General features: G+C 71.9%; 8 protein-coding genes and 1 pseudogene. 5 read left to right on the forward strand and 4 right to left on the reverse strand.

Going from position 1 to position 12,277, the window contains the following annotated elements:
• Nucleotides 1–164 (reverse strand): annotated as a pseudogene (locus tag OO54_RS32795) (aminopeptidase P family protein); the annotation flags it as partial.
• A 366-nt stretch (nt 165–530) separates the two neighbouring features.
• Here OO54_RS32795 and OO54_RS32800 point away from each other — a divergent pair.
• From OO54_RS32800 to OO54_RS32820, 4 genes are all read left to right on the forward strand, one after another.
• Nucleotides 531–1,895, forward strand: coding sequence for an MFS transporter (locus tag OO54_RS32800; RefSeq protein ID WP_234439532.1), 1,365 nt, complete (start codon nt 531–533; stop codon nt 1,893–1,895).
• Between the two features lie 65 nt (nt 1,896–1,960).
• The gene (locus OO54_RS32805; RefSeq protein ID WP_033209721.1) at nt 1,961–3,304 is read left to right on the forward strand and encodes a hydantoinase/oxoprolinase family protein; all 1,344 of its coding nucleotides are present in this window, start codon (nt 1,961–1,963) and stop codon (nt 3,302–3,304) included.
• Nucleotides 3,301–4,422, forward strand: a complete 1,122-nt coding sequence (locus OO54_RS32815; RefSeq protein WP_078905460.1) for a DUF917 domain-containing protein — start codon at nt 3,301–3,303, stop codon at nt 4,420–4,422. Before OO54_RS32805 ends, OO54_RS32815 begins: the two co-directional genes overlap by 4 nt.
• Nucleotides 4,416–6,002, forward strand: a complete 1,587-nt coding sequence (locus OO54_RS32820) for a PucR family transcriptional regulator (protein WP_033209727.1) — start codon at nt 4,416–4,418, stop codon at nt 6,000–6,002. Before OO54_RS32815 ends, OO54_RS32820 begins: the two co-directional genes overlap by 7 nt.
• Here OO54_RS32820 and OO54_RS32825 read toward each other — a convergent pair.
• The 3 genes from OO54_RS32825 to OO54_RS32835 form a co-directional block, all read right to left on the reverse strand.
• On the reverse strand, nt 5,991–7,670 hold the full coding sequence (locus tag OO54_RS32825; protein ID WP_033209730.1) for a hydantoinase B/oxoprolinase family protein: 1,680 nt from the start codon (nt 7,668–7,670) through the stop codon (nt 5,991–5,993). The two genes, OO54_RS32820 and OO54_RS32825, sit on opposite strands and share 12 nt — an antisense overlap.
• Nucleotides 7,667–9,715: a hydantoinase/oxoprolinase family protein gene (locus OO54_RS32830; RefSeq protein ID WP_033209733.1), complete on the reverse strand. Its 2,049-nt coding sequence runs from the start codon at nt 9,713–9,715 to the stop codon at nt 7,667–7,669. Before OO54_RS32830 ends, OO54_RS32825 begins: the two co-directional genes overlap by 4 nt.
• Before the next feature lie 114 nt (nt 9,716–9,829).
• Nucleotides 9,830–10,306: a YybH family protein gene (locus OO54_RS32835; protein WP_033209734.1), complete on the reverse strand. Its 477-nt coding sequence runs from the start codon at nt 10,304–10,306 to the stop codon at nt 9,830–9,832.
• 503 nt (nt 10,307–10,809) lie between these two features.
• On the opposite strand from OO54_RS32835, the gene OO54_RS32840 reads away from it, so the two are divergent.
• On the forward strand, nt 10,810–11,922 hold the full coding sequence (locus OO54_RS32840) for a tyrosine-type recombinase/integrase (RefSeq protein ID WP_106970143.1): 1,113 nt from the start codon (nt 10,810–10,812) through the stop codon (nt 11,920–11,922).
• Nucleotides 11,923–12,277: the final 355 nt, after the last annotated feature.

Raw genomic sequence — 12,277 nt, forward strand, 5'->3', positions numbered from 1 at the left:
ATCGGCTCCAGACCGCGCAGCTCGGTGTCGGCCCAGCCGGACTTCATGTTCTCGGCCAGCTCGTCGGAGACGCCCGGGTACAGGCCGTTCTTCCGCTGCCGGACCGGCTCCCCGGATGAGGGCACACCGCTCTTCGGAACCGGAGGGAGAGCATTCTTCTGCATCTCGTCCGAGACGCGCGTGTGCGAGTGGGTCATGGAGATCCTTCCATCCTTCATGAGCACGCCGCTTCCCTGTGAGCGCCGCTTCGGCCGCACACGATGTCCCATGCCATGGGCTGCTCCGCTGTGCCACATGCACAGCGGAGCGCGGCGAGCGGTGCGCCGGGCACGACGCGTGGAAGCCCCGCGACTCCGGCGATCACCCGAAGGCAGGGATCGTCGTGATCGGGTCGGTCCTGGGCGTTCGGCCCGGTCGCATGCGGCTCGCCTGTGCGCGGTGCACATGGCCGCCTCCCGGCTGCTTCCTAGAGTGCCGCCACCCCTCAGTCAGGAGGGACAGGGCCGATGATGAGGCATGGAGGGCAGTCGATGAGTGCCGTGCACGAGGCGAGACCAGGGGCAGTGGAGCAGGCGGGGGCGGCGCAGCCGCTTCCGGTCGGGCATTGGTTCGAGGACATGCCGCTCCGGCGCGCGCACCTCCTCGCGGCGTTCGCGCTCTTCATGGCGTTCGTCATCGAGTCGTGGGAACAGCTGGCCCTGGTCTACGTCTCCGGGGACCTCGGTACCGCCTTTGGTATCGGCGAGGGCCGGATCGGCTGGGCCCTGTCGGCGGTGGCGCTGGGGATGATCCCCGGCTGCCTGGTCTGGGGACCCGTCTCCGACCGGATCGGCCGCCGCGGCGTGTGCCTGTGGTCGCTGGCCGCATACGGCGTCTTCGCCCTGGCCAGCGGGCTCTCGCCGAGCTTCACCGTGCTCATGGTGACGAGGTTCCTGTCGGGCCTCGCCCTCGCGGGCATCTACACCGTCACGTTTCCCTATTTCCTGGAGCTGCTCCCGTCCCGGCTGCGGGGCCGGGCCGCCGTCTATCTGTCTATCGGATGGCCCGTCGGTGTGCTGCTTGCCGTGGGGGCCACGCAGCTTCTCGGTGGGCTGGGCTGGCACGTGGTCGCCCTCGCGAGCGGTCTCGCCGGGGTCTGGGTCATCGCGATCCGCGCCTGGGTGCCCGAGTCCCCGTACTGGCTGGCGGAACGCGGCCGCCATGCCGAGGCAGCCGCCGTGCTGCGCCGGCTCGGAGCCGACGTGCCCGAGGGGACGGTCTTCGCCTCCGGCGGTGACGACTCGGGCGGGCAGCGGCGTTCGGGGCGGACGACCGACCTCTTCCGCGGTCGGCTGCTGCGCCTGACGCTCCTGATGCTCGTCGTGAACTTCAGCTTCAACTGGGGCTACTGGGGCCTGCAGACCTGGCTGCCCACCCTTCTGCAGGACAAGGGGCTGAGCATGTCCGCCAGCCTCGGTTTCGTCGCCCTGAGCGCGGTGTGCATGATCCCCGGCTATGTGTCGGCGTCGCTGCTGACGGGCCGGTTCGGACGCAGGAAGGTCTTCCTGCCGTACGTCGCGCTGGCTGCCCTCTCCGGCGTGGCCTTCGCCTACGCGGACACCCTCACCGAGATGTACGTCGCCAACTTCGCCCTGTCCTTCTTCTGCCTGGGGGCATGGGGCGTGTGGAACACCTGGAACGGCGAGTTCTACCCGACGTCGCTGCGAGCGACGGGATACGCGTGGGCCACGGCCGCGCAGCTGGGCGCCACCTCACTCGCCCCGTCCGTGGTCGGCTACCTCCTCGGCCGGGCAACGGGCTACTCGTCGACGATCCTGTTCATCATGGCCTTCCTGGCCGTGGCCCTGCTGTGCGCGATGCCGCTGCCGGAGACCGAGGGCAAGGACCTGGAGTAGTGCGAGACGTCCAGGGCCCGCTGCGTGGATCGGTGGGTCCTGGACGTCGGTGGAAGGATGGTGGCGTGAGACTTGCCATCGACCTGGGGCGGGCCACCTGCGTGGCGGTTCTCGTCGACCGCGACGGGCGGACCGTGGCGGAGGCTGTCGTGGACAGCAGGCCCGGGGTGGCGGAGTCGGTACGGGGCGTCCTCGCGGAGCTGGGCCCCCTCGCCCCGGCGGCGGAGTCGGTCGTCCTCGTCACCGATCTCGCCCGGCGGTCCCCCCGTCCGCGGCGGGTCGCCCTGTTGCGCATCGCGCCCACCAGTCACCCGGCCCTCGCCCCGCTCGCCGACTGGCCCGCGTCGGCACGGGCCGCCGTCGACGCGCTGACCGCCCAAGTCCCCGGGGGCGCCACGCTGACCGGACGGCCGCCGGCGCCCCTGGACAGGGACGCTGTCGCCGCCTTCGCACGGCGCGCCCGGGAAGCGGAGATCTCGGCTTTCGCCGTCTGCGCGGCCGGGGCGCCCGCGGAGCCAGGGCCCGAGCTGGACGCCGCGGCCGCCCTCGCCGACACCGTGCCGGGCGCTGCCATCAGCCTCTCGCACGAGATCGGCTCCGTGGGCCTGCGGGAACGCGAGAACGCCACGGTCGTCAACGCGGCACTCGGCGGCTGGGCTACGGAGCTGGCCGTCGAGGCCACCCGGGCACTGCGCTCGGCCGGGCTGACGGCGCCCTTGTACTTCGCCAGGGACGACGGGGGTCTGATCTCCGCCGAATACTTCCGGCGCCATCCGGTGATCGCCACCGCTCCCGCCACGACCTGCGCCGCCCGTGGGGCCGCCGCCCGCGCGGGCGTCGCCGACGCGGTCGTGGTCGACGCCGGCGCCCGCTCAGTCCGCTGTCTCACCCTCGGTGACGGCCACCCGGAGCGCTCCGTGCGGCCCGGGCAAGGCCCGCTGGGCGTTCCCGTGCACCTCGGGTCCCCGGTGATCCATGAGGTGGGGCCGGGTGTCCGTGACACGCTGCCGGCCGACCCGAACGCCATCGCCCGCATCGCCGCGCGGCAGCTGGAGCGCGTCGCGGGTGCCGTACTCCTGCATACCGGCGGGGGAGCGGGTGACATGGGGGCCCCGCCCGCCGCAGCCGAAGTGCGCGCTCGGCTGACCGACGCCGCCCGGTTCGCCGCCACCTCGGTGTGCCGTATCGCGTCCGAGCGGCTCGTCACGGCGGCCGGACGCGCAGAGTTCGAACTGATGCTCGCCACGGCATGCGACCGTGCCCTGTCCCGCGTGGTGGCTGCGGGCGCGGCTCCCGCCACGGCCCGCATCGAGAGCGTCAGCCACGCGCCGGTGGCCTACCTGCCGGCCGGAGTGCACCGCGTGACGGTGCACGCGGTGGGGCAGCCGGCAGCGGGAGTGCCCGCATGAACGTCGCCCGGCCAGAGGCTCCCTCGCTGCCGATGCTGACCAGCACTGATCTGGGGCGGCTGGCGGTGGGGGCACGGGTGCTCGCCGCAGGCACGGAGGAATCCGCCTACCGAGTCGCCCTGGACTGGGCGGGCGCCGAACTCGCCGCACACGGTCCGGTGCCACTGCTGCCGCCCGAGCGGCTCGGCGGGGTCGGACTGTGTGTCTGCGTGACGCTGGTCGGCGCCTCGGCAGCCCTCGCCGAGCACCTCCCCACGGGCGTGGAGCCGCTCAAGGCCGTCGCCGCGGTCGAACGCGTCGTCGGGCGTCCCGTGGAGGCGGTCGTGGCCCTCAACACCGCCGCCGAGAACGCCCTGATCGCCCTGGCGACGGCCGCCCGGTGTCGGCTCCCACTCGTCGACGGGGACGGCTGCGGGCGCGTACTGCCCCTGCTGGAGCAGACCGTCTTCACCCTCGCGGGGGTGGCCCCGGCCCCGCTCGCCCTCGCCACCTGCGACGGGGACGTGATCACGATCGAGTCGGCGGGGAGTCGCGTGGAGGAACTGGTACGCCCTCTGGTGCTGGCCGTCGGCGGCTGGGCCGTTGCCGCCGCCTACCCCATGGACGGCACCGCCCTGGCCGGCTGCCTGGTGCCGTCCACCGTCAGCCGTGCCCTCGCGGCGGGCTCGGCGACCGAGCGTGAGCGGTTCGCACCGTGGCGGCCGAAGAGGCTGTGCCGAGGCCGGATCACCGCCGTGGAGCAGGCTCCGGACACCATGCACGACGAGGGATCCGGCGCGGCCCGCGGCTTCCTGGACGCCGCCGCACTGCCCTCCCGGCCGACCAGTGTGGTGATCTCCGAGGCCGAGGGGCTGCGTCGCCGGTTCCGACTGGAGGCCCACAACGAGGTGCTCCTGGCCCTCGGTGACGGCGCCGTCGTGGCCGCGGCTCCCGACCAGATCCTCATCCTGTCCGCCGCGGACGGAAGCGTCGTGGACGTCGAGCGTGCGGTCCCCGGAGCAGAGGTCGAGGTGGTCGTCATCGAGGCGGCGCCGCCCTGGCACACGCGTGACGGCCGGGCCTTGGCCCGGATGGGCGTACCGGCGCTGATGGAGCGGAACGGAGGTGGCCCATGGTGAGGGAACCGGTTGCCGCGGACCGCTACCTGACCCTCGCCGAGCTCGTCCAGCACGGGCCTCTCGCCGGTGTCACCGTGTACGGGCCGGCCGATCGCGCGGTCGACGTGCGGGCCGTACGCATCGCCGACCACCTCGACGCGCTGGACGAGCTGCAGCCGCACACCGCCGTCGTCCTGACCAGCCTCGCCGCGTCGGCGGCGTGGACCATCGAGATGGCCCTGCGCAAGGCGTGGGAGCACGCCGCGGCCTGCGTGGTCGTCGCTCGAGGCGCTGGCAACGCGGAATCCGCCGCGGATCTGGCCGAGCGGCTCGGTGTGCCGCTGCTCGTGGTGGCGGGCAGTGCCCTGGACGCCGCCGTGCGGATCGCCTCGGCCGTGGCCCAGCCCGAGGCGGGCCGCACGGCACTGCTGGCGACGGCGGCCCGGCGCATCACCGCGGCCGGACCGCGCCCGGTGCGCATCGTCTCGGCCCTGCACGCAGTGCTGCCGTCGACCGATGTCGCGCTCGTCGCGCCGTCCGGCGAGGTGATCGCGGGCCGGTCCGCCGCGCTCGACACGCCCGTCGGCGCGGTGGGCGTGCGGGTGGAGGTACCCGACCCTGAAGGCGGTCCGCTCGCCGTGCTGGCCGCGTCTTCCCGGTCCCGCGTCGCGGGCTGGGAGTCGACGGTCCGAGAGGTTCTGGGGCTGGCCGTCGCTCCGCTGACGGCCTGGGCGGCGCGGGAGCGCCTGACCTCGGAGCGCCTGGGCCTGCACGCGTCGGGACTCCTCGTGGAGCTCGTGGACCGGGGAGGGGCCGCGCCGACGCCACAGGACCATGAGCAAGGCCAGGATCAGGGCCGGCACTCGGCCCAGGAGCAGGAGCCGGGACCGGCCGAAGAGCGCGACCCGCTGCTCGTGCAGGCCGTGGCGCTGGGCTGGCCCGTGCGCGGTCCCTTCGTGGTGTATGTCGTACGGTCCGCAGAACAGGACCGCGGCGGCGCGCTGCTGGCCTCCTGGTGGAGCCGGACGGGCCCGGGCGGGCCGCTCGTGGCCTACGAAGGGTGCTGGGTGGCCTGGGAGCAGCAGGATGACCTGCCGCCGGCGCGGGACCCCCTCGCCCGTGCCGGCGACAAGTTGCGGGCCGCGCTGGTCCATCCGTCCCTGCTGGTGCCGCTGGCCGGGGCGGTGGCCGGTCCGGCCACGGACCTCGCGGGCCTCGGGCCGGTGTTCGCCGACGCGGTGGCCGCCGTGAGCGTCACGCGACCCGGCACGGTCGTGCGGGCCGACCGGACGGGCCCGGAGCAGCTCCTGGCCGCTGTGCCGCGTGACGTGCTGCGCGGCCCGGCCGAGTCACTGCTCGCCGCGCTGCTGGAGGCCGACAGGGACGGCAGTCTGCTGCGCACCCTCGCCGTGGTCCTCGACGTCGCCACCCCGTCGGCGGCCGCGGCCAGGCTGGGGGTGCACCGCAATACGGTCACCGCCCGCGTGGAGCGGCTGCGGGCCCTCGGCTGCGACCCCGAGGACCCGAGCCTGAGGCTGGCCCTGCACCTGGCCTGCCGCGTTCTGCTCGACGATCCTTCTGGCGGACCGTCAACGAGCTGACAGGTAGTCGGCCTCTGCCCGTACCGCGCTGAGCAGCCCCTGACGGATGTCATCGGCGACCGCTTCGACCGTGCGCTCCGACGCCGGACCGAAGCCGCCGCCCCCGCCGCTCTCGCAGCGCAGCACATCGCCTTCCCGAACCGGGAGGGCATTGGTCTTCAGCAGGGAACGCTCGTCGCCCCGGCCGGGGTTGAGCGTGACCCTGGGCGGGGCGCCCGCCTCGCCGCCGAAGAGGCCCCATGCCGGGGTCACCGACCGTTCCCACCACAGCGACAGGTCCTGGTCCGCGGTGAACCGGTACTGGCGTACGACGCCGTTGCCACCACGAGTGCGGCCCGCTCCCGCCGAGTCGACGCGGACGGCGTACTCCTCCACCCGCACCGGGAAGAGTGTCTCCAGGACCTCGACCGGCATGTCGCGCAGGGAGCCGTTGACGTTGTTGATCAGGCACGTCTCGCCGTCGCCGGTCTGCCAGGCGCCCCAGCCGCCGACGGTGGCCTCCTGGGAGACGAACAGCTTGTCGGTGCGCGGGTCGACCCCGGTGAACTGCACGATCATCGAGTCGCCGTACGAGGCCGCCGCCGCCTTCTCCGGCAGCGCGGGCGCGAGGGCCCTGACCACCAGGTCGATGACGAGGCCCAGGTGCGAGTAGTAGTACTGGCACGCCGCCGGCTCCACCGCGGCGAGCATCGAACCCGGCCGGGTAAGGACGTCGAGTGGCTTGAACGAGCCGCCGTTCAGCGGGACCTCGCCGCTGACCAGCAGCTTGTAACCGACCCGGCAGGCGGCGACGGTCTGTGCGGCGCCGCAGTTGACCGGCCCGGTGGCCTGGTCGGCGCAGTCGGTGACGTCCATGGTCATTCGGTCGCCGTCCACAGTGACCCGGACGGTGACATGCAGGGGCGTGCCGAGGTCGATGCCGTCGTTGTCGAGCTGCCCCGTGGCCTCGTACACGCCGTCCGGGATCGCGGCGATCTGCTCGCGCTCCAGGCGCTCGGTCTGCTCGAAGATCGCGTCACGCGCTGCCAGCAGGGTGTCCGTGCCCCAGCGCTCCACGATCTCCCCCAGGCGTCGGCCGCCGGTGAGCGCACAGGCGACCTGGGCGCGCATGTCGCCGAGCGTGGGCTGCGGGAAGCGGACCTGCCGGGCGATCAGATCCTGCGTCAGCACGCAGGGCACGCCGCGCTCGTAGATCTTCAACGGCCCCATGCGCAGGCCCTCTTGGTAGATCGTCGTGGAGTCCATGGACCCGCCGGGGTCCTTCGACCCCATGTCGATCCAGTGCGCCCGGGACGCCGCGAAGCCGACCAGCTCGCCGCCGACGTGGATGGGCGCGTAGACGGTGACGTCGTTGAGGTGGGTGCCGCCGATGTAGGAGTCGTTGAGCACCCAGACATCGCCCTCCTGCCACACCTCCCGGCCGTACATGCGCTCCGTCGCGCGCGTGCACTCCTCCAGGTTGCCGAGGAAGATCGGCAGTCCGGACGACTGGCCCAGCACGTGGTGATCCCGGTCGAGGAGCGCGACCGCGCAGTCCTTGGCCTCGTAGATCGTGGGTGTGTAGGCCGACCTGATCAGAGTCGTGTTCATGTCCTCGGCGGCCTGGAGCAGGGCGCAGCGGATGATCTCGGTGGTGACCGGATCGATCACGGGGGTAGGGGCGTTCACGCGTTGCCTCCGAGCTTGACGACGAGAAAGCCGTGCGGGTCGACGGCGACGGTCGCGTCCGGTGGGACGACCGTGGTGGAGGTGGCTTCGACGACGACTGCGGGACCGGCGAACTGATCGCCCGCCGCGAGGTGTTCCCGCCGGAGCACGGGCGTCTCGTACGCCCGGCCGCCGAACACGACGGGCTTGGTGCGGCCGACCCAGGGGTCTTGGCCGTCCTGCGGCCCGTACACGGTGGGCTCGGTCTCGGGCAGGGCGCCGAGCCCCGTCGTCCGCAGCGTGACGAACTCGACCGGGGCATCGGGGGTCGCGTGCCCGTAGCGGCGCTCGTGCAGCGCGGCGAACCTGGCCGCGGCGCGCGCGAGGAAGTCCTCGTGCAGGGGTTCCTCGGCGGCGTCGAGCGGAACGGTCAGGGTGTAGTCCTGGCCTTCGTACCGCATGTCGGCGGCGTGCTCGACCCGGCTGCGCCCGGCGGGCACACCCTGCTCGGCCAGCGCGGCCAGGGCCTGCGCCTGCAACTCGCCGAGGGCTTGCGCCATCGAGGCGCCGTCGAGGACGTCACCCGGGGTGAAGAACTGGCGGGTGAGGTCGCGACGCACCTCGGTGCCGAGCATGCCCCAGGCGGAGAAGGCGCCCGGGAAGCGGGGGACGACCACCTCTTCGACGCCCAGTTCACGAGCGATCTCCACGGCGTGCATGGGTCCCGCGCCGCCGAACGCGAGGAGCGCGAACTCCCCGGGCTCCAGGCCGTGCTCGACCGTCAGCGTGCGAATGGCCTGGGCCATCTTCGCGTTGGCGACCTCGCAGATCCCGCCTGCCAGCTCCACGGGTTCGATGCCCAGCTGTCCGGCCAGCTCACCGACGGCTCGGTGGGCCGCCTCGACGTCGAGCGTCATGTGCCCGCCCGCGAACCACTCCGGATCCACCCGGCCCAGTACGGCGTTGGCGTCCGTCACCGTGGCGCGGGTGCCGCCCCGCCCGTAGCAGGCCGGTCCCGGAACCGCTCCGGCCGACTCGGGCCCCACCCGCAGCCCGCCCGCCTCCATGTACGCGATCGAGCCGCCTCCCGCGCCGATGGTGTGCAGGTTGACCAGCGGCATGAGCACCGGAAAGCCGTCCGCCGAGCCCTCGTTGGAGATGTCGGGCCGCCCTTCGAGCACCAGCGACACGTCGAACGACGTACCCCCCATGTCGACACAGATGGCGTTCGGCCTGCCGAGGAGCGCCGCCGCGGCCACGCCTCCCATGGTGCCCCCGACCGGTCCTGACAGAAGGGTCTGCAGTGGGTTGCGGCGCGCGAAGTCGGCGTTGACCACTCCACCCGACGACTGCATCACCTGGACGGGCACCCCCAGCCCACGCTCGGTGAACCGCTCCTCGATCCGCCCGAGGTAGCGCCGCACGACGGGCCCCGTGTACGCGTCCAGGACGGCGGACGAGGTGCGCTCGTACTCACGCCATTCACTGGCCACCTGGTGTGAGAGGACGATCATGACGTCCTCGTCCTTCAGCTCCTCGGCGAGGATCTCGCCGGCCCGTACCTCGTGAGCCGGGTTGACGTAGCTGAACAGGAAGGAGACCGCGACCGCGGTGTAGCCCTCGGCGCGGATCCGCCGTGCTGTCGCCCGTACCGCGTCCTCGTCCAGCGGACACAGCTCCTCACCGCGCCAGTCGAGCCGTCCGCCGGCCTCGGCGGTGGCCCGGCGCTCCACCAGGGGCACGGGCTTGCGGTAGTGCAGGTCGAACATGCGGTCCCGGTTGCCGCGCGCTATGTGGTAGATGTCGCGCATGCCCGCGGACATGAGGAGCAGGACGCGGGCGCCCTTGCGTTCCAGCAGCGCGTTCAGCCCCTGAGTGGTGCCGTGCACGAAGAACGAGATCGCGGCGGGATCGTCCACCACCCTCCCGAGCGCGGCGAAGACCCCCTCGGCCAGATCACCTGGCGTCGTCGGGGCTTTCGCCGCGATGTACGTGCCGCGCGTCTCGTCGTACGCGACGACATCCGTGAAGGTGCCACCGATGTCCATGGCCACCCTGTACGTCATTTCTGCCTCCCTGCTGTCCGGAGAATGGACGGACGTTAACCAGGGCGGCCCGGGACGCGAGTGTGCGGCGTGCACGGATGGAGGGGGTCGGTCAGGCGCGCCGCACAGGCGGCGTCAGACGTCGACTGCGGGTACCCCGCCCGGCTGCAGGACGTCTTCATGGAGATGCACGATGAGCCAGCCGCCGTCGGCGTCCCTGCGCAGCACCGCCGTGTTGCGCACCAGCTCGGGACGTGTGGCGGCTCCGTCCGGTCCCGGGGCGAAGTCGACGCGCAGCCAGTAGCGCAGCAGGGCCGTATCGCCGAATACGTCGACGACCGGGTCGTAGGCGACGAGACCGGTCTCCACCGGACCGCTTCCAGGCCCCGGCCGCTCGTCGCGCAGCCGCTCCAGGTCAGCCCTGCCGAGGAGCAGCGGATCGGCTGCGGAATCCCAGACCGTCGCCTCCGGGTCGAGCCGCGCGTCGACGGCCGTCCGGTCCCCGGCCATGTATGCCTCGTACATTCCGTTGATCACCCCCCAGACAGCGTCGGCGTCCGAAGCGGAGGCGCCGGGGCGTGCGAGCGGGCCGGACGGGGTGCGTGACGACATGGGACGGCCTCCGAGAGCTGCTGTGTCGAGTGGGGCGCCACTGTAGCCAGGCACCGCCCCACCGCCGGCCGTGGCTCGGGACGCCGCGTACCCGGCTCCTCAGGGCCCGGGTCACAGAAGGCCGCGACCCCCGACCGCACCTGGCGATGTGTCGGAGGAGTCAGCAGCGGGTCAGCGTGAGGTCTGCAACACCTGGGGGCAGCTGACCGGATATGTGAATCGCTGTAGGCTCCGGAGACCGCCCTTGACCTGCGGGAAGCAGGCAGGGAGCAGACATTTCGGGAGTTTCTTCATGCTTCGTACCATGTTCAAGTCCAAGATCTGACTGTTTGGCGTCGCCGCAGGTCAGGGGCATCATGTGCCCCCCTCAGGTCAGCAAACGGTCAGCATGCGTCCGGATGGTGTCCCCGCTTGCTGACCTCCGACCTGCGATGCGGTGCCTGAGCATGATTCTTGGGCTGGAACGGATGGTGCGTGACATGGCCCGACAGCTCGCCCGCGGCATGGGGTCCTTCTTCAAGGACTGCGGCGGCGCGAAGCCCACCCGCTGCCCTCACCCGTACTTGATTCGTTTCCGCGACGCGCTCGGCAGGCAGCGCGAGGAGTCCGGATATGGCACGCAGGGCGATGCGATCGAGCGCCTCACGCAGCTGTATGCGGAGAAGAAGACCACGGCGCCGTCCGTGGCGGCGGCCCGCTGGGAGCTGGGTCAGCTGACGGTCGGGGAGTACGCGAAGCAGTGGCGGCCCCGGCAGCGCAGGATGACGGATTACTCCACGGGTGAGCACGTCGACAGCTCGATCAACGTCCACATCGTCCCGCGTCTGGGAGTGCGGAAGCTGAACTCGGTCACGCCGATGGTCGTGGAACGCTTCCTGGACGAGATGGAGGGCGACGGGGTCGGCCGGGGGAACCAGGTGAACATCTTCCGGGTGCTGAAGACCATCCTGCGGGATGCGTATGCCAAGGGGGCGATGGTGGACGACCCGGTGAAGGGAGTCCAGGAACCGGAATACGTGCGGGGAACGGTCGCCATCCCATCCCTCGCCTATGTGAAAAAGGCGCTGAAGGTTGCCGACGAGGACCTTGCGCTGGAGATCGTCATGATGACGGGATGCGGCCTGCGGAACGGCGAGGCGCGGGCGGTGAACGTCGACAACGTCGTGGCGCAGGACGTGTACCGGGTGTGCGAGCAGATCCATTCCAGCACGCTGAAGCCGGCGAAGCTGAAGCACCGCAAGGCGGGGGAGTTCCGGGAGGTGCCTCTGCCGCGATCGGTCCGGGAGGCGATCGAGCGGTACGCGGAGAAGAACGGCACCACGGCGGACGGCTACCTGCTGCGCGGCCCAGGCGGCTACTGCACCGAAGGCATGGAGCGGCGCCGCGTGAGGAGGCTCTTCGCGGACCTCCCGCCGGAGGAGGGCGTGGGGATGTACGGCTTCCGGCACTACTTCGCCTCGAATGCCCTGGGGAACGGGATCCCGATCACCGATGTGGCGGAGTGGATGGGCCACAAGTCCATCGAGGAGACCTACCGGACCTACCGGCACCTGATGCCGGGCAGCATCACCACGGCCGCCCGGATCCTCGATGTGGGCCTTTGGGAAGCCGCCTGAGGGCGAGAAGGGCGACGCCTGGCCTTCAAGGTGGGCGAGGATATCTTCTTGAAGTCCTTGCCCTCGGGGCGCTGACCTGCGCAGATCGGGGGCGGGTTGACCCGGGAGTTTGCAGCTTTCCGGGGCCTTCATGGTGACGCGGTTTTACGCAGTCGACTCTCCCCAGCCGCTCCCCAGAACGGCCCGTTCTCCCCAGCCACAGCTGGTCTGAGGGGCGGATCGCGGCTGGTCAGGAGTGGGTCCGGCGTCCCGCTCACGTTGCGCAGCGTAGCGAGTCCACAGGTCTGCGGGTGGAGCCCAGGGGCGGCCGCCGCGACCGTCCGAGCGTCGGATTCCGCCGAGACGTCTGAGTCCG

Origin of the sequence: Streptomyces wedmorensis, assembly GCF_000716445.1 — a bacterium.
Classification (GTDB): Bacteria; Actinomycetota; Actinomycetes; order Streptomycetales; family Streptomycetaceae; genus Streptomyces; species Streptomyces wedmorensis.

Excerpts from the sequence above, each read along its gene's own strand:
- OO54_RS32820 (WP_033209727.1), top strand. The coding sequence starts at position 4,416 with ATGGTGAGGGAACCGGTTGCCGCGGACCGCTACCTGACCCTCGCCGAG.
- OO54_RS32840 (WP_106970143.1), top strand. The coding sequence starts at position 10,810 with ATGGGGTCCTTCTTCAAGGACTGCGGCGGCGCGAAGCCCACCCGCTGC.
- OO54_RS32815 (WP_078905460.1), top strand. The coding sequence starts at position 3,301 with ATGAACGTCGCCCGGCCAGAGGCTCCCTCGCTGCCGATGCTGACCAGC.
- OO54_RS32835 (WP_033209734.1), bottom strand. The coding sequence starts at position 10,306 with ATGTCGTCACGCACCCCGTCCGGCCCGCTCGCACGCCCCGGCGCCTCC.
- OO54_RS32800 (WP_234439532.1), top strand. The coding sequence starts at position 531 with ATGAGTGCCGTGCACGAGGCGAGACCAGGGGCAGTGGAGCAGGCGGGG.
- OO54_RS32830 (WP_033209733.1), bottom strand. The coding sequence starts at position 9,715 with ATGACGTACAGGGTGGCCATGGACATCGGTGGCACCTTCACGGATGTC.